Here is a 19,283-nt window from a genome sequence, read left to right on the forward strand (position 1 = left end):
CGTACTTCGGACCGATTTCGAACGAAAAGAAACTGCAAATCGAAGCGCGGATTCGGCGCTTACTCCGCTTGCTCGATCTTGATACCGCTGATTTTCGGCCAGTCCTCAACCGATTCTAACAGCACAACGAGCTCTCCATCGTTCACTTCGACGGTGTGCGTTTCGTCGTAGGCAGTCGCGGGTCCGACCGCTTCGACGATATCGAACTCCTCCATGACGAGCTCGTCGTTGAGGGAGATGTTCGTGACTCGTTCGCCGACGTCTTCCTCTCCGTGGAACGACTCTCCGAAGTAAAGCGTCACGTCGTAGGTGCCGTTCTCGAGGGGGAACGTGTACTCGATGTCGGACTCCTCGACGCCGTGTTCCTCGCTGCCGTAGAGGTCGTCGTACTCGGTTCCCTCGACGTCGTCGATCCAGTTGCCACCGTCAACATCGCCTTCGATACCGATGAACGGCGACTCGCTCGTGAAGGTGGCGCCGTCGGCCTCCATGTCGTCGACGGTTCCACCGGAGGCGTTGTAACCAAACGGTGTCTCGAAGCCGCCGAACTCGCGGACCTCGATGGCTTTGAACGCCGTGCTGTCCTCGATCGACTCCGTTTCGATCGAGATGACGTTGTCGGTTACCTCAATGGGGAACGTCTGTGGGGTCGCGATGAACGCGCCGTCAGCTTCCGCGTAGGGATCGAACTCTGAGAGGACCTCTTCGCCGTTGATCGTCACATCGAAGACACGGTCGCCTTCGCCGCCTTCACCACTTCCGCCGTCCTCACCGTGCCACGTCTCGGCAAAGTGCAGCGTCACGTTGTACTGGCCGTTCTCGAAGGGGATGTCGAATCCGATATCCCCTCCCCAGTGCTCCGTGAGGTAAAGTTCGTCGTGCTCGGTGTTTCCGACCTCTTGCTCGTCTCGAACCGCGACGTTGAGATCTCCGGACGCCGTGACCTGCTCTGGAATGTGTTCGTCGAAGGTGAGTCCGTCGACCTCGACCGGTCCGTAGACACCTTCCTCCTCGTCGGTGTCGCCGTCTTCACCTTCGCCGCCGTTGTTCAGTCCCCACGGCGCCGAGAGCGGTTCGACGACCGAGGCGTCGACCGTGACGGAGACGTCGGCATCCTCGTCGAAGATACTGTAACTGACGTCGGCGGTCAACTCGGCTTCCTCCTCGGCGTCGTCAGAGACGTCGACCTCCCAGCTCGCGTCCTGGCTGCCGATGAATCCGTCGAGGTCCGCTCCATCCTCGTCCTCGACGCTCCAGCCGTCTGGCACGCTGAGTTCGACGGTTCCCGAATCGATGGCGACGTTGTACGGACTGTCGATCGTCGCCTCCACGGTGTTCTCTCCGACGACGACCTGGACGGGGTCGTCGTCGAAGCTGAGGAGGGGGTGGGGATCGTCGCCGATGACGGGCTCGACGGTGAACGCGCCCATCTCGTCGTCGTCGTCGGTGAATACGCCGTAATCGTACTCGTCAGGGGTGAGGTCCTCTGTGCCCGCGTCGAAGCTGACGGTGTCCTCCTCGCCGCCGTCGAGTTCGAGGTCCTGTTCTCCCTCGACGTCGCCGTCGACGTGGAACTCGACGGTCTGTTCGCCGCTGTCCTCGCCGGTGTTCTCGATGGTCGCCTCGACCGAGACGCTGTCGCCGCGGGTGACGCTCTCCTCGGCCACTTCGAGGTCGGTCACGTCGAAAGAAGCCGGTTCGGGCTCGTCGTCGTCACCATTTGCGTCGTCGCCGTTGGCATCGTCGCCGTTCTCGTCGTCATCGTCGTCTCCCCCGAGACAGCCGGCCAGCACGCCGGCAACGCCAGTGGCACCGACACCCTGTAACACGCGTCGTCGGGATGCTCGGTCCGCCACAGACTCGTCTCGCTCCTGGTCAGTTGTCATACATATCTGTCCGCGGTACCACTTCCAAATAAATCTATTGCTCCCGAAATTAGCCGGGTTAGGGCCTCTCAGACCGTCTCGATCCAGCCGCCGTCTGCGTCGGAGCGCTCGACGGCGTCGAGTAACTCCTGGACACGGTAGCCATCGGCGAACGAGGGCGTGTGCTCTTCACCGTCGCGAACCGCCGAGAGGAACTCGTAGTTCGCGTGGACGAACGTGTGCTCCCAGCCCAGTACGTGACCCGGCGGCCACCAGTGGTCGACGTAGGGGTCGCTCTCTTCTGTGACCATGATCGTCTTGAAGCCCCGATCGTCGGCGCCGCGGTACTCCAGTTCGTTCAGTTTCTCGATCGTAAACCGCAGGCTCCCTTCGGAGCCGTTGATCTCCATGCTCAGATCGTTCTTGTGACCCGTCGCGAACCGGGAGGCCTCGACGGTCGCCGTGGCGCCGTTTTCGAGCTCCGCGTGAGCGGTGAAGGCGTCGTCAACGGTGACGTCTCGCATCTCGGAGCCGTCTTCCGTCGGGCGCTCGTCGACGAACGTCTGGAGGTTGCCGTTGATGCGCTCGACGGGGCCGGCCTGCTCGCCGACGAGGAATCGGACGAGGTCTAACGTGTGCGATCCCAGATCGCCGAGGGCGCCGCTGCCGGCGTACTCCTCTTCGAGTCGCCAGCTCCAGGGCGCCTCGGGATCGACGAGCCAGTCCTGGAGGTACTGGCCGCGCACGTGGTGAATCTCGCCGAGTTCGCCCGACTGGATCAGGTTGCGGGCGTACTGTATGGCGGGAATGAATCGGTAGTTGAAGGTGACGCCGGCGGTTCCTGCCGAGTCAGAAGCCGCATCGCGCATCGCCTCCGCCCCCTCGATCGTGTGGGCCAGGGGTTTCTCGGAGAACACCGATGCCCCTTCTTCCAGCGCGGCGACGGAGGGCTCTTCGTGGAGCCAGTTCGGCCCCAGATTGTAGAGAACGTCGACCTCGTCGACGACCTCCTCCCAGTCGGTCGCGATCCGGTCGAAGCCGTACAGATCGGCGGCTTCTTCCAGTGCCTCCTCGTTGCGCCCGATCAGGACGTCCAGTTCGACCTCGGGGGCGTCCGGGAAGAACATCGGGAGCCGCTGTAAGGCGTTGGAGTGTGCCTTACCCATGAATCGATACCCCAGCATGCCGATGGAGAGTGGTTCGCTCATCGTGATCACCTTAGACCCAGTATGCGTCGCCGGGCTGACTTTCGAACACCGCGCGTTCAAGCATATCGATTCCCTTCTCGAGCCCCTCGAGCGAGGAGGTAAGCGAGTCCTCGTGCTCGATCGAGATGGCGCCGTCGTAGCCGACCATCCGCAGCGTCGAGACGACGTTCTTCCAGAACTCCTCGCCGTGGCCGTAGCCGATCGAACGGAACAGCCAGGATCGGTTGACCTCGTCCGTGTACGGCGTCATGTCGAGGACCCCCTTCTGTCGGACTTCTGGCTCGTAGACCTTTGCGTCCTTGGCGTGGACGTGGTGGATGGCGTCCTCGCGCCCGAGGGTTCGGATACACTCACTAATGTCGATTCCTTGCCAGATAAGGTGGGAGGGATCTAAGTTCGCCCCGATGCGGTCGCCGGTCTCCTCGCGCAGGCGAAGCAGTCCGCGGGGTTCGTAGACGAGCATGTTGGGGTGCATCTCGAGGCCGACGTTGACGCCGTGGTCCTCGGCGAAGTCGGCGATTTCAGACCAGTACGGAATCGCGACCTCCTCCCACTGATACTCGTGGGCCTCTAGGTGCTCGTTTGGCCACGGAGCAGTGAGCCAGTTTGGCACCTGGGCGCTCTCACTTCCACCAGGCAGCCCCGAGAACGTCGTGACGTTCTCGACGCCGAGCTGGGAGGCCAGTCGGATGGTTTCGCGAAGTTCTTCGTCGTCGTGAGCGGCGCGCTCGTCGTCTGGATGGATCGGATTGTTGTGCGTCGACAGGGCAGAGATATACAGATCGTGTTCGTCGAGCATCGCCTGGAGTTCCTCCTGGGCGTCCTCGTTGTCGAGGTACTCGTCGCGAGGCAGATGGTCGTCACCGGTGAAGCCGCCACACCCAATCTCGACTGCGCCCACGCCCCGGTCGGCGAGTTTGGCCAACGCGTCGGGAAGCGGATCGTCGCTGAGTGCCACGGTCAGCACGCCTAATTCCATATCCGAAACGTCGATGCCAATTACCTAAAATATGATGGTTTCGCTCGCCCGCAGGCCGGCTCAGCCTGATGCTACCGCGCGATCGAATCGGTTTTCGTCCTGTTCGCTACTCGCTGACGACGAAGATGTTCCCCTGCATCTGTGCGTGGGGCAAGCAGCGGTAGTAGGTCATCTCCGACGATGCAGTAAACTCGAGTGTCTGCTCGTCGTCGTTGGTCAGTTCGGTCGCGTAGTCGTCGACGATCTCTTCGTTCTGGTCCCAGAGTTCGACGTTGTGTGAATCACCGTCGCCGTTCTCCCAGGTAAACTCGTACTCCTGTCCTTCGAACAGCACCAGCGTCGCGTTGGTTTCACCCTCGATCATCTCGGGTTCCATACCGTCCCAGCCACCTCTGGTCCCTTCGACGCGGATCGACTCGACGTCTTCCCACTCGCTGGCATCGATCAGTTCGATCGTCGCCGTTTCGTCGTCGTCGTCGCTGTAGACGCCGTATTCTATCTCTCCAGAACCGTGTTCGCTGGTATCGACGTCGAACTCGACCGTTTCCTCGTCTCCGCCGTCGAGGGAGACCGTCTGCACGTCGGTGGCATCGCCGTCGACACGGAGTTCGATGTCTTGCTCCCCGTCCTCGTCCCCGACGTTTGCGATCGTTGCACTCACGTCGACCATCTCGTCGGCCGGAACGGTGATGTCTCCGGGACTGAGATCGTCCACGTCGAACGACGCAGCTTCCGGCTCTCCGTTGCCGTTGTCGTCGCCATTCTCGTCGTCACCGTTTGCGTCGTCGCCGTTGCCGTCGTCGTCGCCATTCTCGTCGTCGTCGCCGAGACAACCGGCGAGTAATCCAGTCATACCGACCGCACCCATTCCCTGTAGGACACGTCTTCGATAGCGCAGTCTATCCGTATTTACAGCCGTTCGGTCGTCTTTGGCCATGTAATCTTTCATCCGTTTAGGATGAATAAGCATATTGGTTCACCTCGTGAATTGTGAACACACGTTTCGGGTCGGCGCGCTACGCGTCCGGTTCCCCTGCGCATGAACATCTTACGGCCAAATTCTCGCTCTTCAGAACGGGGTGAATAGCATGCGGCCCGATATGGCCGGCCCGGTAGAACCGATCTCCGCTATTCGACGTCTATCTCGCCGCGCATGGCGAGTGGGTGAGGCATGCACAAGTACTCGGCCATGTCATCCGTGGCGGTGAACGTAACCGTCTCTGTCTCCCCCTCACCGGAGACCCCGTCCGTACTGACCAGCGTATCACCGCCTTCGGTTTCGATCTCGAAGTTGTGGAACATCCCATCAACGTTCTCCCATTCGAGCGTATACTCTTGGTCGGCGTGCAGTTCCAGCGTCGGGTTCTCTTCACCGGCGATCTGGTCGGGAGCAACGCCTACCCATGCCGAGCGATCACCCTCGAGTTCGATCGTTGCGAACGGATCCTCGACCGTCAGCGTCCCCGTCACGTTGTCGTTGCTCGAGTAGACGCCGTAGCTGTACTCGCCGACGAGATCGTCGGTCCCAACTCCTTCGAAGCTAACCGACTCCGACGCTTCTGGTTCGAGCGTGAGTTCTTGGGAGTCGACAGCGTCGCCGTCGATTCGTAGTTCGATGTCCTGTGTGCCGTCTTGTTCGCCGGTGTTGGTGACCGTCGCGGAGACGTCGATTTCATCGCCGGGATCGACCGTCACGGCTTCGGGATCGAGGTCGCTGACCTCGAAGTAGGCGTCGTCAGGATCGGCAGCCTCTTGCACAGTCAGCGTTCCCGTCTCTTCGTCGTCGTCCGAGTGAACACCGTACGTGTAACCATCAGCCTCGAACTCCTCGGTCGCGACGCCCTCGAACGAGACGGTTTCCTCGCCGTCGGCATCGAGTGAAACGTCTTCGACTGCGAGCGTGTCATCGTCGACGCGCAGTTCGATGTCCTGCTCGCCGTCCTGCTCGCCCGTGTTGGTGATCGTCGCGGAGACGTCGATCTCATCACCTTCGGTGATCGTCAGCGAGTCGGGATCTAACTCGCTGACCTCGAAGATGGCGGGTTCGGGCTCGCCGTTGTCGTCGCCATTCCCATCGTCGTGGTCATGATCGTCGTCACCGTTTCCGTCGTCGTCACCGTTGGCATCGTCGCCGTTCTCGTCGTCATCGCCGAGACAGCCTGCAAGGAGGGCTAGGGACCCGGCTCCACCGGTCAGCTTCAGTAGTGTACGTCGAGATGTATAGTCGGCCATCACTTAGATACCGGTATATCTGCGATTATGAATCTTCTGTTGTTATTTTTTGTCCCTTTTCCTAACCTTCTGTTCGTCTCGAAATACTTTCTTTGGTGTGTGCGTACTCGCGTTTTTGCCCAAGTCCTATTCTTGCCCTGAGAGATTGTCCTGTTTACCGCCCTCCGTGACCGGTGTCCAACGGCACTCCATTTCTGACATACATCAATTATATTGACTGTATTGGTGGTTTAATCGTACGATCGTCTAAATGTAGGAAACTGGTTACGTTAGGATCAATACCTGTGCAGGCACTGGGTTACTACCTATTGTTCATCTTTTGCTTTCCTATGGGTACGTTTACCACTCCCAAAACACTTAAGTGAAATCAGTTTTCTTAGTCATGTACAGCCTATCATTACCACGATTGAAATGGTAGGATACCAACCGACAACCGACGTTTGAAATCCACTATGAGCGACTCACAGAACCATTCGGCAGGCGACGAGACGGAGAACAAAGGCGGAGCAAATCGACGGCGCGTGTTGCAGGGAATCGGTGCGGCTGGTGTCGCAACCGCTGTGGCGGGGAAAGCGAGTGCTGACGGCCAGTCCGGTCAGTTCAGCCAGGCCGCCGCAGAGGTTTCCGCAGACCACGACGAGATTCCAACGTCGGCACAGTTTTGGTCGTTCCGCGACAGCGACCTCTCGACCGCGGAACTGGTCTACGAGATGGACGAGGCCGGCTACGACCACTTCGAGCCGTATTCGATCAGCGAGGATTCCGACACCGAAGCAATCAACGAGGCAATCGACGACACCGGCGTCACGATGGAAAGCGCACACCAGGGTGTCGGCGACGTGCTCGACGATCCCGACGGCGTCGCTGAGATGTACCTCGAGTACGGCGAACCCGCGCTCATCGAGGCATATATCGGCGGCTGGGATACCGAAGAGGACGTCCTGGACATCGCCCACGATATCAACGAGGCGGCGGACCTGATGGCCGATCACGGTCTCGAGTTCGGCTACCACAACCACGACCACGAGTTCGAGCAGATTGAGGACGGCGACGAGATCGCCTTCGACATCTTCGCGGAGGAGGTCGAAGACCACGTCCACCTCCAGATCGACGCGGGCTGGGTGCTGACTGGCGGCGAAGATCCGATCCACTACATCGTCGAGTACGCTGACCTGGTCGAATCGATTCACATGAAGAACATGCGCGACGGCGACTTCGTCGAGATCGACGAGGGCGAAGTTGGCATGCGTGGTGTCGCGACGGCGGCCCGTAACGCCGCAGACGTCGACCTGCTCGTCTACGAGCACGACGCTCCCGAGGACCCACTCGAGTCCCTCGAGACCGGTGGCTACTGGATGAACAAGCTGAACCACCCGTATTCGCCCGGTGGTATCTGTGCGATCCCAGGCGCAGACACTCACCCTGCGAAGCTTCAGTAAGTAGACGATCTGCGTCTATTATTTGCGGAGATATTTTCGAACAGTAGTAGCTTTTTACTTTCGCAAACCTCTGGCAGAACCGCTCTGCTGCCTCATTTGCAGATGCATACCATCACCGAAACTATTATGCGAGATTGCCTGTATAATCACCTTACGGTCTCCAATCAATCCGTATGGTAGGGGACAGCAACCGACAATCGACTATTAAAATCACTATGAGCGACTCACAGCAGCAATCCACGAGCGATCGTGCGGAGAACAGTGGCGGTTCCAACCGACGGACAGTCCTGCAGGGCATCGGTGCGGCCGGTGTCGCAGGTGCGGTTGCGGGTAAGGTCAGCGCTGACGGCCAGTCCGGCCAGTTCAGCCAGGCTGCCGCTAACGTCTCGGCCCAGGATGACGACGCGATCCCAACCGGTTCACAGTTCTGGTCGTTTGCCTCCAACATTGACGACGACTCGAACGTGAACATGATCGAACTGAGCGGGGAGAACGACCTCCACACCTACGAGCCGTTCAGCGTCGGCCCGGACACGGATCAGGACGAGATCGACGACATGCTCGACGCCGAGGAGGACGCTGGCGTCTACATGAGCAGCGCCCACATCGGCATCGGCGACGTCTTCGACTCCGAAGAGGACCTCGTCGGCGTCTTCGAGCAGTTCGAAAGCGACGACGGCTACCCGGCGCTGATCGATCCCTCCTACGGAGGCACCAGCGAGTGGAGCGACGAGGACGAGGTCATCGAGTGGGCCCAGGAGTGTAACGAGGCCGCCGACATCCTGGCCGACCACGACATGGAGTTCGGCTACCACAACCACGACTGGGAGTTCACCTATCTCGACGGCTCCGACGAGTACGGCTACGACCTCTTCCTCGAGGAAGTCGAGGATCACGTTCACGTCCAGCTGGACGTCGCCTGGTGTTTCGCCGGCGAGGACCGACCGGATCCGCTCTACTACCTCACCGAGTACGGTGACCAGATCAACTCCCTCCACATGAAAAACTGGGAGGCAGCTGACAACCGCTCGCACGGTTCGGGTGAGATGGGTAACGGCGACCTCACCGAGATTCACGAGGGCGACCTCAACATGCGCGCGATCGCGACCGCAGCGCGCAACGCCTCCGACGTCGAGTACCTCATCTACGAGTACGATCAGGCTCCGAACCCTGAGGAGTCCTTCGAGTACGCCGGCTACTGGTTGAACAAGATCAACCACCCGTGGGACCCCGCCGGTATCTGCGCGATCGAAGACGCAGACACTCACCCAGCAAAGCTGCACTAACTGACGCCACACTGGCGGTCAGCTTCTTCCGATTCTTTCGACGGTTGACTATCAGTTGGTTACTGTGCTCTGTCCCTCTTGAGTGTCGCCGCCGTCGGTGCGGACGCTACCTTCGAGACGTGGCTGGCGGAAGATCCACCTCTAGTGGTAATTATAACCTTCTTGTACACTCTTACTCGAGAAATTAGGTGTTACTTTCATTGATATCGTTCTATTAGTTGTGAGCTTCATTCACACTATCGAAACGCCTAACACACGTATTATTGACTACGCTCACATGGCACCGCAGACAGATCCGGAACGCGAACACGCGACTGAGGGGACGAATCGTCGGCGCGTCCTGCAGGGCATCGGCGCGGCTGGCGTCGCAACTGCAGTGACAGGGGCGGCTGGTGCGGACGGACAGCCCGGCCAGTGGAGTCAGTCAGCTGCTGACGTCGCAGCACAAGACGGCGAAGAGCTCCCAACCGGCTCACAGTTCTGGTCGTTCAACGAACTCCTCGACGAAGACTACACGAACGCCGATCTCATCCACCTGAGTGCCGATGCCGATCTTCACTCCTACGAGCCGTACATGATCGACGACGAGGAGGAGATGCTCGAGGCCCAAGAGGAGACTGGCGTCTACATGAGCAGCGCCCACGAGGATATGGAGGAAATCGAGGACGATCCGGAGGGGATGGCCGAACTGTACGAACAGTTCGCCCACGACGGTCGCAACCCGCCGCTGATCGAGCCGTTCGAAGACGAAGAAACGTGGGAGACCGAAGAGAGCGTCGTCGAGTTCGCCGAGCGGTGTAACACCCTCGCCGACGAGATGGCCGACCACGACTTCCAGTTTGGCTATCACAACCACGAACACGAGTTCCGGTACCTAGACGACGGCGACGAGCGTGCCTACGACGTCTTCATCGAGGAACTCGAGGAGGACGTCTATGTGCAACTCGACGTCGCCTGGGTTCTCGCCGGCGTCGACCGACCGGACCCGATCCACTACATCACCGAGTACGGTGACAAGATCGAGTCCCTGCACATGAAAAACTGGCAGGCAGAAGCCGGAACGCGAACGGAAGGCGAGGAAGGAACCGGCGAACTGACCGAGATCCACGAGGGTGACATCAGTATGCAGGCGATCGCCGCCGCGGCACGAAACGCTTCCGAGATCGACCACCTCGTCTACGAGTACGACAACTCACCCCAGCCATACGACTCCTTCGAATACGCCGGCTACTGGCTCAACCGCGTCAACGCCGCGTGGGAACCCGACGGAGTCTGTGCCATCGAGGGTGCAGACGTCCACCCGGCGATCATCCACGAACCCGACGAGGAGCTCGTGGAAGAGGAGGAAGAGGAGGAGGAAGCTGAAGAAGAGGAGGAAGAGGAGGAGGAAGCTGAAGAAGAGGAAGAAGAGGAGGAGGAAGCTGAAGAAGAGGAAGAAGAGGAGGAGGAAGCTGAAGAAGAGGAGGAGGAAGAAGCCGACGAGTAACTTCCCTCCGTTCGTTCCGATTACACGTACTTTTTGAGCGCGTCGTAAGCCGCTGCTGCTGCTCGATCAGGTTCGTCGGGATAGGTGTACAGTTCCATCGTCGCGAACCCGTCGTAGTCGATCTCGTCGAGCGCCGCGAAGACCGCCTCGAAGTCGAGGTCGCCCTCGCCGGGAATGCGGTGATAGTGCTTGCCACGAATTCCTCCAACGATGTCCTCCAGGTGGACGCCCGTCAGGTGGCCCGCACACCGCCGGATACTCTCGGCGGGGTCTTCCCCGTAGACTGCGGCGTGGCCAACGTCGAAGTTGACGCCGAGCGCATCGCTGTCGACCTCGTCGATCAGTTCGAGTACTTCGTCGGTACACTCGACGAGCAACTCTGGTTCGAACTCGATACCGACCTCGACGCCCCGCTCCTCGGCGTAGTCGGTGATCTCCGCAAGCGAGTCAAGGAGGTACTCTCGGGCTTCTTCTGGCGGATTCCCGGGCTCCGGACGGCCGGTCGCGACACAGATCGCTGGCGAGTCGACGGCCACTGCGAGGTCGATGGCGTCTTTCGTGTACGCGACCCGCCAGGCGCGTTGCTCGTCGTCGGCGGTGAGAATCGTCGGATCGAAGAAGGCTGAGGGTGGTGCGTCGTCGTAGTAGCCCGTCGTCGTGTTCGCATTGATGTTCGAGACCGAGAGCTCAGACTCTTTTAGGGCCGTCGTGAGTGCCTCTCGATCGTCGTCGCCGAACTCCGGCAGATAGGCGTGAGGTTCGTCTGCGAGCAGTTCTACGCCCGCGTACTCGTGGTCGCCGATCCGTCTGACCGCGTCGGATAGCTCGAAGCGCGTGTACGCGTTCGTGGAAAAGGCGAGTTCTACCATGCTCTCTGTTACCCCTTCGGTCGGGTTATACCTTTTCGCTTACCCGGGCGTGACTGTCTGTCGAGATGTCTTCTTCCTGTAACGCTACGTCTCATGCGGGTTATATGTACCACTGTTGGCTTCTGGGGGTTATTAGTGGCTCATCTCTGATTTTCGCCCTAATTATCTCTGTTACGTGAATGGACGAGCGTAACCCAACTGTTATCCGTGTGGCGGGCATCGGTTAAATTGCAATGGCGAAAGGAAACGTTGATTTCTTCAACGACACAGGCGGCTACGGTTTCATTTCGACGGACGACGCGGACGATGACGTTTTCTTCCACATGGAAGACGTCGGCGGCCCGGACCTCGAAGAAGGCACGGACATTGAGTTCGACATCGAGCAGGCCCCCAAGGGCCCACGCGCGACGAACGTCCAGCGCCTCTAAGGCAAATTCGTAAACGGTATCGACTCTTGACTGCAGCACTTTACACCTTCTAGCGACGGCGCTGTCGTCGCCTCGCTGCTCACGTCCGTAGCGCTCGCCGTGGCAGCATCCAACCCGACACCCATTTACTCCCGCCCTGAATACCGGGCGGTATGTTCCGTTCTGTTCGCACAGAGGTCGAAGACGCCATTGAGGAGGCGCTCTCGACCCTCGAGTTTCCGACCGGAGATCTCGGAATCGAGGAACCGCCCGACGACGTCGACAGCGTACTGGCCTCGAGCGTCGCCTTCCGGCTGGCCAGCGAGGCTGGCGCGCCGCCGCCCCAGGTCGCTGCCCAGCTAGCAGACGAGATCGACCCCGACGACCTGACTTACGTCTCGAGCATCGAGACCCAGGGTCCCTACCTCAACTTCCTGCCGAGCGAGGCCTACTTCGCGGGCACGCTCGAACGCGCCGTCGACGAGGACTACGGTCACCTCGAGGACCGCGGCGAGTCGGTCGTTGTCGAGCACACCAGCGCGAACCCGACCGGGCCGGTCCACGTTGGTCGAGCCCGCAACCCGATCATCGGCGACGCTGTCTCGAACCTGCTCGACGCCGCGGGTTACGACGTCGCCCGCCACTACTACGTTAACGACGCCGGTCGGCAGATGGCGGTCTTCGCCTGGGCCTATGAGACGTTCGACGAGGACGACATCGCAGACGAGCCCGAACGCGACCGTATCGAGTACGATCTCGTTCGGTACTACCGTCACGGGAATGCCTTCCTCGAGAACGGTCCCGACGAGGAGGTCGCCGCAGCCGAAGCCGAGATCGAGTCCATCATGCAGGGGTTAGAAGCCGGCGACGAGGCCGCCTACGAGCGCGTTGGCGAGGTCGTCGACCAGGTCCTCTCGGGAATGAAAGACTGTCTCGCCCGTCTGCCCGCCGAGTTCGACGAGTTCGTCAAAGAGACGCAATTTATGCGAAACGGCGACACTGATGACCTCGTCGCTCGTCTCAAAGCGCTCGACGAGGCCGTCTACGAGGAAGACGCCTGGCAGCTCGACCTCGAGGAAGCGGGTATCGACAAGAACCTCGTCTTCCTGCGCTCCGATGGTACCTCGCTGTACGCGACGCGGGACCTCGCCCACCACGAGTGGAAGTTCGACAACTTCGATCGCGCCGTGACCGTCCTCGGAGAGGACCACAAGCTCCAGGCCCGGCAGGTTCGCACCGCACTCGAACTGCTCGGCAACGACACCGATCCTCTCGAACAGGTGCTCTACTCCTACGTCAACCTCCCGGAGGGAAAGATGAGCACCCGCCGGGGTACCGGCGTCGATCTGGACGACCTGCTCGACGAGGCGATCGAACGCGCACGAGACGAGGTCGAAGATCGCCTCGACGACCGAATTCGGGACGACGATCTCGACGACGACGACATCGAGCGCATCGCCCACCAGGTCGGCATCGGCGCCGTCAGATACGACGTCGTCTCGAAACAGCCCACCAAGGCGATCACCTTCGAGTGGGACCGCGCATTAGACTTCGAGGCACAGTCCGCGCCGTACGTCCAGTACGTCCACGCGCGCTGTTGTGGCATTTTAGAGGAAGCCGGGCTCGACCCCGAGCGCGATCTCCACCATCAGGACGTCGACCTCGACGCGATCGATGCGACGGCCCTCGCAACCGACGCCGAGCGCGATCTCCTCGAAACGATCGCACGCTATCCCGCCGTCGTCGAGTCCGCTGCTACCGATCTCCAACCACACCGCATCGCGACGTACACGCGCGAGTTCGCCGAGGCGTTCAACGCCTTCTATCGCGAGTGTCCGGTTCTCGCCGACGACGTCGACGCGGAGCTCCGCGAGGCCCGCCTTGCGCTCGTGGGGGCGTCCCGGCACACGATCGCGAACGCGTTGTCGGTGCTCGGCGTCGCTGCGCCGCGCTCGATGTGAGTTAGTGGGTTTCTGCGAGCACCTTCTCGACGAACTCGTGGTCGGTGAGTTCGTCGTCCGTATACGCACGAAGTAGCGCCACGTTGACGTACACCGACATGAGGATCGCTTTTTCCGGGCCGTAGACGGTCATGCTGATCGACTCGACGTGTTTTTCGAACGCCTTGTAATCGCCGACCGCGTCCGCCATGGCGTCTCCGAGCTTGGTGGCGTATTCGTAGTCATCGTCGGACATTGCCTTGGACGGCTTCACGCCGACGTCGAGTTTCTTCTCGTCGTGGATCACGTACTCGACGTCGAGCCCGTACTTCTCGAGTTTCTTTTCGTCGAAGCCGTCGATGTCGTCGACGTGTCCTGCTTCCCGTTTCTCGTCGTGGGTTTCGTCATCGGTGTCTCCGTCGTCCGTTCCGTCATCATCGCCACCGGAATCGTCTTCGTCGCTGCTGGTCTCGGTACAGCCAGCCAGTGCGCTTGCGAACACGACGCCGCTGCCGAGGAGGAATGTTCTTCGCTCCATGGTCGGGCCGACCACATCCCTGTTGATTAGTACTGATCTCGTACCCTCCTGACACTCCGTTCGGGCGGACTGTCTCCCTCATTTCGGCGTTTCGACCCCTCTCAGAGCCGTCACTGCGCGCCTCGCGATCCAGTAGGCGCTCGGATCGAACGCCAGGATGGACGTACACTCGTGCTCTCTGATTCGGGCGGGTTGGTGCAGTCGGCTGTAAGCTCTCGATACCGCCGTGTCTCGTTGCTACCGATTCGATTCGGCCTCTGTGATCGTCTCCGTGACCGCCTCGCCCCCTTCGTCACCGTTCCCGTCTGCTTCTCTCACGGCTTCGGTTTCACTCGTTTCGTCGTCACGCTCGGCTACACCGCGTAGCTCGCCTGCAATGTGTGTGTACGCGACGGCCGCGGGCCGCTCCGGATCGTAGACGACCAGCGGCGTCCCGGCGTAAACGCTCTCGCGAACGGCGGTATCGTCCGGGACGGTGCCGACGAGTGGGACGTCGAGTTGCGTCGCGATCTCTTCGTAGGAGATGTCGCTGCTCGGGCGCGTGCGGGTGATTACCAGGCCAGCGACCTCGCCGCCCGTGCGCTCTGTTAACTCGAGGGTCTTTCGCGTATCGTGGACTGACGCCGGTTCCGGCGTCGATACCAGCAGTACGCTGTCGGCCAGTCCGAGCGGGAGCACCGTCTCGTGGCTCACACCCGCACCGACGTCCAACAACACGACGTCGAAGCTCTCGCGCAGTTGGGAGACGACGTCGCCTAACCCCTCTGGCTCCGTTTTGGCGTACTCGCTCAACCCGGTGCCACTTGGAATCGCCGCCAGGCTCTCTGTGAGCTGGTAGGTTGCCGCCGGGAGCGGCGCCTCGTCAGCTAGCACGTCGTGTAGTGTCGTCGACTCGGCGTCGAGACTGACGAACCCCGAGAGGTTGGCCATTCCCAGATCGGTGTCGACGACCACGACGCGCTCGCCCGTCTGCGCGATCGCCGCCCCCAGATTTACCGTCGTCGTCGTCTTCCCGACCCCTCCTTTTCCGCTCGCGATGGCATAGACTGTCTTCTCTGACATACGGTCCTGTGGGCACAGTGTCACGGCAGCGTATTAAATCGTGACCACGGTCACCTTCGCTTTGCCACACTGGCTCTCGTCTCCCTCTATTGGTCGTCGCCGGGTCAAAGAATACTTAGCTCCCGCTGCGCTCTGTGGGACTAATGAGTCAGGAGGGCGAGCAGGAGCAGTCCGACCGGAAAAAGTACGAGTTCCGGAAGGTCATCGAGGACCTCAAAAATTTCGAGGGGTCGGGCACGCAGCTGGTAACGATCTACGTCCCCGACGATAGGCAAATCAGTGACGTCGTTGCACACGTCACCCAGGAACACTCCGAGGCGGCGAACATCAAGTCAAAGCAGACGCGAACCGCCGTTCAAGACGCGCTGACGAGCATCAAAGACCGGCTGCGCTACTACGATACCTATCCACCAGATAACGGACTCGTGTTGTTCTCGGGCGCCGTCGATTCGGGCGGCGGCCAGACCGAGATGGTCACGAAGGTCCTCGAAAGTCCGCCCCAGCCCGTCGAATCCTTCCGCTACCACTGTGACTCCGACTTCCTCACCGGCCCGCTAGAGGACATGCTCGCCGACAAGGGTCTCTACGGTCTGGTCGTCTTAGATCGGCGCGAGGCCAACGTCGGGTGGCTGAAAGGCAAGCGCATCGAGCCCGTCAAGTCCGCCTCCTCGCTGGTTCCGGGCAAGCAGCGAAAGGGTGGCCAGTCTGCCCAGCGATTCGCCCGCCTGCGCTTAGAGGCGATCGACAACTTCTACCAGGAGGTCGCCGGGATGGCAAACGACCTGTTCGTTCCGAAGCGCCACAACCTCCAGGGGATCCTCGTCGGCGGCCCCTCACCCACGAAAGACGAGTTCTTAGACGGCGACTACCTCCACCACGAGATTCAGGATAAGGTCATCGGCAAGTTCGACGTCTCCTACACCGACGAGTCCGGCCTCCGCGAGCTCGTCGACAACGCCGAGGATGCCTTGGCCGACGCCGAGGTAATGCAGGACAAGCAGGTGATGAAGCAGTTCTTCCAGCAGCTTCACGCCGGCGACCTCGCCACATACGGCTTCGAGCAGACCCGACGAAACCTCGTGATGGGCGCCGTCGAAACCCTCCTGATCAGCGAGGATCTTCGGAAAGACGTTGTCACCTACGACTGTTCCGAGTGCGGGGCCGAGGATCGTGAGATCATCGACCGTCGTCACTCCACGCCCGAACACGAGTGTTCCGAGTGTGGAGCCGAGGCAGATCCCGACGCGGCAGAGCGTGAGGACGCCATCGAGCACCTGATCGACATCGCCGAGCAGCGAGGCACCGAGACCGACTTTATTTCGACGGACTTCGAAAAGGGCGAACAGCTCTACAACGCCTTCGGCGGCTTCGCCGGCCTTCTGCGATACGATACCGGAATCTAACCGAGTCGAGTAGTGTCTCGGCGTTTTGCCGCCAGACCGACCAGTTCGAGTAGCCGAGACGTTGGAAGTTGCAGAAGTGATACGGGTAGTCCAGACTGAGTAGCGCTCCCGACGGGGCCGGGACGACCGGCAAACGGGCCCGTAATACGCTACTACTCCCCGAAATATGGTGCTTCCATTTGCAACGATCGATCGCCAGAATCCGAACAGAAGGGTTATGCCGCTAGTCCCGTATTACTATTCGTCTCCATGGCAGCGTCCCCGTTTGTAGCCCGTTTCGACGACCCCCGAGTCACGTCCCGTTTCTGTCGCCGCTGCTCTAGCGACGCGGGCGACGTGATCCTCGTCGGCGCCGTCCACGACCACCCCGCGAGCGTCGCGCGTGTCGAACGTGTCACCGAGCGCGTTCGTCCCTCGACCCTCGCGCTCGAACTGCCGCCCGCCGCAGTTCCCCTCTATCGAACGTACGCTCGCGACGGCGACTCCCCTCCCGAGTTCGGTGGCGAAATGAGTGCCGCCATCGCCGCCGCCGCTCCTGAAACGACCATCTATGGCATCGACGCCCCCAATTGGTCGTTCTGTCGGCGACTCTTCGCGCGACTCGTCGCGGATCGCGTTTCGCCTTCGACCGCCAAGCGGGTCGTCTCCGGCCTCACCGATGCCACTCGAGACGCCCTGACCTGTCGCGTCGCGGCGACGCTGTCACACGCCACGTCCGTTTCGGTCGTCTCCGACGATCCGATCGAGTACGGCTGTGACTCGGACGATCCGCTCGAACAGGCCGATCACGAACGCGCCCACGTTGCCGGCGTGCAGGCACTCCTCGGCGGCGTCGATCCCGACGGCGATCGCTCTGCGCTCAGGTATCGCGACGAGACTCGCGAACGGTGTATGGGGGACCGACTGAACGACCTTCGCAGCACGGACGACCGTCCCGTGGTTGCGGTCGTCGGCATAGACCACCTCGATCCCCTCTACGAGGCACTCTCGTAGTCACTGGTCGCCGCGTCAGCTAGCTCTGCTGACCGTTCGTGGCGGTTTCACTCTCGCAGCGTCGAGACGCAGTTCCAGCACCGATCGAACACGGGGTCGGACTCGTTTCGCGCGCCACAGTAGCCACATTCGATCGTCTCGCCGTCGAACTCGAGTGAGCCCTCGAACTCGCCGGGATCGCTGAACCGACCGGTGTGATGTGACCCACCCGATTTCGAGGGGTCCGGACTGGCCTGTTTTGGGCTCGAAAGCGCCGGTGTTCCCTGGTGCTCATCGTCCGAGCGACGCACGTAGACGTAGTAAAGCCCCAGATGGAGCAGCGCGAACAGGACCGCGTAGCCGATGAGCCAGCCCCAGATCTCCATCACCGTGCAATACGGTCTCAACCCACTTGGCTATTGGCTGCGGTCGGAAACGATGACCGTCACGAGTACCAAAACGAGTTCTCACTCGGGGGGCTCGAGATCACGCTGGAACTCGTCGAAGACGTCGAGATCGCTCTCGAGTTCGTAGGGGAGCCGTCGGTCTCCCTGCCGGTTGACGCCTGCTTCGTCGAGCGGGGTGGCGACCGACTCCCAGCCCGGTTTCACCTTGACGCTCTTGGCTGGCATGCCGACGGCGATGTGGTGGGCGGGGATGTCGTGTTGGACGATCGCGCGGGCACCGACGATGGCGTTCTCGCCGACCCTGTTGCCGGCGCGAACCATCGAATCGTAGGTGAGGCGAACGTCGTCTTCGACGATCGTGTGGTAGTTTCTGACTGCGGTCTGATCGACGACGTCGTGATCGTGGCTGTAGACGTGGACGCCGTCGGAGACCGAGACTCGGTCGCCGATCGTCAGCTTTCCGCGGTCGTCCAAGTGGACGTCGTCGTGGATCACGGTGTTGTCGCCTACCTCGATGTTGTGGCCATAGGTGAACGTAATCCCCTTGAAGAAGCGACAGCCCTCGCCGCAGTCGGCAAACAGGTGGTCGGCGAGCATCCGGCGAAATCGCAGCGCGAACTCGACGTTGTCGGCGATTGGGAGGCTGTCGAACTGCCGCCAGAGCCACTGGAGGTGCTTCGAGCGCCGAAATCGCTGTTCGTCCTTCTCGGCGTAGTACTCGCTCTCGAGTGTGGTGTTACAGGGGTCGTAGCTCTGCAGTCGTACGTGCTCTGCTGCCGACACCGACTCGCCGGCCTGCCAGCGGTCGTAGGCCTCGCGGTCGCCCGAAAGGTCAACGAGGACGTCGCGGACGACTTCGCACGTGTCTTCCTCGCTCGAGAGTCGCTCGTCGACCTCACGGATGAACGCCCGCATTCCCGTCTCGGCCTCCTCCGGAAGCGAGACGTGCCGCTTTGTCATAGGCTTCGGTACTGCCGCAGAGTTGATAGGGGTTCGGTTCCGCCCTCGCGTGTCCGGACTGCTCGACGCCGGTTGTCCCCTCTGCGGTGAGGGGGTCATCCACCGATTCAGATGGTCGGTCTTCGTTACCCTCGATCTGCTCAGTACAGCAACCTCTTTTACCGGGGGCATCGGCTGGCGCCTTTGGCGAGATCGGAAGAGCGTCGTGTAGGGAAAGAGTGTTAAGCTTG

The 19,283-nt window shown here is 61.0% G+C and carries 17 protein-coding genes; 7 read left to right on the forward strand and 10 right to left on the reverse strand.

Annotated features, from left to right (window positions below; translation table 11 throughout):
• Nucleotides 1–59: 59 nt before the first annotated feature.
• The 5 genes from OB905_13885 to OB905_13905 form a co-directional block, all read right to left on the reverse strand.
• A complete protein-coding gene (locus OB905_13885; GenBank protein ID MCU4927055.1) occupies nucleotides 60–1,886 on the reverse strand; it encodes a malectin domain-containing carbohydrate-binding protein in 1,827 nt (608 codons plus the stop codon).
• 68 nt (nucleotides 1,887–1,954) lie between these two features.
• Complete coding sequence (locus tag OB905_13890; GenBank protein ID MCU4927056.1) at nucleotides 1,955–3,073, reverse strand: Gfo/Idh/MocA family oxidoreductase; 1,119 nt, start codon at nucleotides 3,071–3,073, stop codon at nucleotides 1,955–1,957.
• 10 nt (nucleotides 3,074–3,083) lie between these two features.
• On the reverse strand, nucleotides 3,084–4,052 hold the full coding sequence (locus OB905_13895; protein ID MCU4927057.1) for a sugar phosphate isomerase/epimerase: 969 nt from the start codon (nucleotides 4,050–4,052) through the stop codon (nucleotides 3,084–3,086).
• 106 nt (nucleotides 4,053–4,158) lie between these two features.
• A complete protein-coding gene (locus OB905_13900) occupies nucleotides 4,159–4,905 on the reverse strand; it encodes a hypothetical protein (protein MCU4927058.1) in 747 nt (248 codons plus the stop codon).
• A gap of 275 nt (nucleotides 4,906–5,180) precedes the next feature.
• Entirely contained in the window at nucleotides 5,181–6,284 is a 1,104-nt protein-coding gene (locus OB905_13905) for a plastocyanin/azurin family copper-binding protein (GenBank protein MCU4927059.1), read from the reverse strand.
• 452 nt (nucleotides 6,285–6,736) lie between these two features.
• On the opposite strand from OB905_13905, the gene OB905_13910 reads away from it, so the two are divergent.
• From OB905_13910 to OB905_13920, 3 genes are all read left to right on the forward strand, one after another.
• Nucleotides 6,737–7,723: a sugar phosphate isomerase/epimerase gene (locus tag OB905_13910; protein ID MCU4927060.1), complete on the forward strand. Its 987-nt coding sequence runs from the start codon at nucleotides 6,737–6,739 to the stop codon at nucleotides 7,721–7,723.
• Between the two features lie 215 nt (nucleotides 7,724–7,938).
• The gene (locus OB905_13915) at nucleotides 7,939–9,009 is read left to right on the forward strand and encodes a TIM barrel protein (GenBank protein ID MCU4927061.1); all 1,071 of its coding nucleotides are present in this window, start codon (nucleotides 7,939–7,941) and stop codon (nucleotides 9,007–9,009) included.
• Nucleotides 9,010–9,286: 277 nt separating this feature from the next.
• Nucleotides 9,287–10,495 (forward strand): hypothetical protein, encoded by a 1,209-nt coding sequence (locus OB905_13920; GenBank protein ID MCU4927062.1) that lies wholly within the window; start codon nucleotides 9,287–9,289, stop codon nucleotides 10,493–10,495.
• 20 nt (nucleotides 10,496–10,515) lie between these two features.
• Here the strand turns inward: OB905_13920 and OB905_13925 are convergent, their stop codons facing one another.
• The gene (locus OB905_13925) at nucleotides 10,516–11,364 is read right to left on the reverse strand and encodes a sugar phosphate isomerase/epimerase (protein ID MCU4927063.1); all 849 of its coding nucleotides are present in this window, start codon (nucleotides 11,362–11,364) and stop codon (nucleotides 10,516–10,518) included.
• Between the two features lie 233 nt (nucleotides 11,365–11,597).
• Between OB905_13925 and OB905_13930 the strand changes: the two genes are divergently transcribed.
• A complete protein-coding gene (locus tag OB905_13930) occupies nucleotides 11,598–11,792 on the forward strand; it encodes a cold shock domain-containing protein (GenBank protein MCU4927064.1) in 195 nt (64 codons plus the stop codon).
• 152 nt (nucleotides 11,793–11,944) lie between these two features.
• Complete coding sequence (gene argS, locus OB905_13935) at nucleotides 11,945–13,732, forward strand: arginine--tRNA ligase (GenBank protein ID MCU4927065.1); 1,788 nt, start codon at nucleotides 11,945–11,947, stop codon at nucleotides 13,730–13,732.
• A 1-nt stretch (nucleotide 13,733) separates the two neighbouring features.
• Here the strand turns inward: argS and OB905_13940 are convergent, their stop codons facing one another.
• Both OB905_13940 and minD read right to left on the reverse strand, forming a co-directional pair.
• On the reverse strand, nucleotides 13,734–14,249 hold the full coding sequence (locus tag OB905_13940) for a hypothetical protein (protein MCU4927066.1): 516 nt from the start codon (nucleotides 14,247–14,249) through the stop codon (nucleotides 13,734–13,736).
• 237 nt (nucleotides 14,250–14,486) lie between these two features.
• The gene (minD, locus tag OB905_13945) at nucleotides 14,487–15,311 is read right to left on the reverse strand and encodes a cell division ATPase MinD (GenBank protein ID MCU4927067.1); all 825 of its coding nucleotides are present in this window, start codon (nucleotides 15,309–15,311) and stop codon (nucleotides 14,487–14,489) included.
• A gap of 143 nt (nucleotides 15,312–15,454) precedes the next feature.
• Here minD and prf1 point away from each other — a divergent pair, with 143 nt between their 5' ends.
• Complete coding sequence (prf1, locus tag OB905_13950) at nucleotides 15,455–16,714, forward strand: peptide chain release factor aRF-1 (protein ID MCU4927068.1); 1,260 nt, start codon at nucleotides 15,455–15,457, stop codon at nucleotides 16,712–16,714.
• A gap of 249 nt (nucleotides 16,715–16,963) precedes the next feature.
• Nucleotides 16,964–17,707 carry a hypothetical protein gene (locus OB905_13955; GenBank protein MCU4927069.1) on the forward strand — a complete coding sequence of 248 codons (744 nt, stop codon included), beginning with the start codon at nucleotides 16,964–16,966 and terminating at the stop codon, nucleotides 17,705–17,707.
• 47 nt (nucleotides 17,708–17,754) lie between these two features.
• Here OB905_13955 and OB905_13960 read toward each other — a convergent pair whose 3' ends face one another.
• Nucleotides 17,755–18,072, reverse strand: coding sequence for a hypothetical protein (locus OB905_13960; GenBank protein ID MCU4927070.1), 318 nt, complete (start codon nucleotides 18,070–18,072; stop codon nucleotides 17,755–17,757).
• A gap of 81 nt (nucleotides 18,073–18,153) precedes the next feature.
• Nucleotides 18,154–19,053, reverse strand: coding sequence for an acyltransferase (locus OB905_13965; protein MCU4927071.1), 900 nt, complete (start codon nucleotides 19,051–19,053; stop codon nucleotides 18,154–18,156).
• Nucleotides 19,054–19,283: the final 230 nt, after the last annotated feature.

Source organism: Halobacteria archaeon AArc-dxtr1 (assembly GCA_025517425.1).
Lineage (GTDB): Archaea > Halobacteriota > Halobacteria > Halobacteriales > Natrialbaceae > Halostagnicola.

What these genes read in the sequence shown, in the direction of transcription:
- OB905_13925 (MCU4927063.1), bottom strand. Translation starts at nt 11,364, where the DNA reads ATGGTAGAACTCGCCTTTTCCACGAACGCGTACACGCGCTTCGAGCTA.
- OB905_13920 (MCU4927062.1), top strand. Translation starts at nt 9,287, where the DNA reads ATGGCACCGCAGACAGATCCGGAACGCGAACACGCGACTGAGGGGACG.
- OB905_13940 (MCU4927066.1), bottom strand. Translation starts at nt 14,249, where the DNA reads ATGGAGCGAAGAACATTCCTCCTCGGCAGCGGCGTCGTGTTCGCAAGC.
- OB905_13960 (MCU4927070.1), bottom strand. Translation starts at nt 18,072, where the DNA reads ATGGAGATCTGGGGCTGGCTCATCGGCTACGCGGTCCTGTTCGCGCTG.
- OB905_13885 (MCU4927055.1), bottom strand. Translation starts at nt 1,886, where the DNA reads ATGACAACTGACCAGGAGCGAGACGAGTCTGTGGCGGACCGAGCATCC.
- OB905_13955 (MCU4927069.1), top strand. Translation starts at nt 16,964, where the DNA reads ATGGCAGCGTCCCCGTTTGTAGCCCGTTTCGACGACCCCCGAGTCACG.
- OB905_13905 (MCU4927059.1), bottom strand. Translation starts at nt 6,284, where the DNA reads ATGGCCGACTATACATCTCGACGTACACTACTGAAGCTGACCGGTGGA.
- OB905_13915 (MCU4927061.1), top strand. Translation starts at nt 7,939, where the DNA reads ATGAGCGACTCACAGCAGCAATCCACGAGCGATCGTGCGGAGAACAGT.
- OB905_13910 (MCU4927060.1), top strand. Translation starts at nt 6,737, where the DNA reads ATGAGCGACTCACAGAACCATTCGGCAGGCGACGAGACGGAGAACAAA.
- OB905_13900 (MCU4927058.1), bottom strand. Translation starts at nt 4,905, where the DNA reads ATGACTGGATTACTCGCCGGTTGTCTCGGCGACGACGACGAGAATGGC.
- argS (MCU4927065.1), top strand. Translation starts at nt 11,945, where the DNA reads ATGTTCCGTTCTGTTCGCACAGAGGTCGAAGACGCCATTGAGGAGGCG.
- OB905_13895 (MCU4927057.1), bottom strand. Translation starts at nt 4,052, where the DNA reads ATGGAATTAGGCGTGCTGACCGTGGCACTCAGCGACGATCCGCTTCCC.
- OB905_13930 (MCU4927064.1), top strand. Translation starts at nt 11,598, where the DNA reads ATGGCGAAAGGAAACGTTGATTTCTTCAACGACACAGGCGGCTACGGT.
- OB905_13965 (MCU4927071.1), bottom strand. Translation starts at nt 19,053, where the DNA reads ATGACAAAGCGGCACGTCTCGCTTCCGGAGGAGGCCGAGACGGGAATG.
- minD (MCU4927067.1), bottom strand. Translation starts at nt 15,311, where the DNA reads ATGTCAGAGAAGACAGTCTATGCCATCGCGAGCGGAAAAGGAGGGGTC.
- prf1 (MCU4927068.1), top strand. Translation starts at nt 15,455, where the DNA reads ATGAGTCAGGAGGGCGAGCAGGAGCAGTCCGACCGGAAAAAGTACGAG.
- OB905_13890 (MCU4927056.1), bottom strand. Translation starts at nt 3,073, where the DNA reads ATGAGCGAACCACTCTCCATCGGCATGCTGGGGTATCGATTCATGGGT.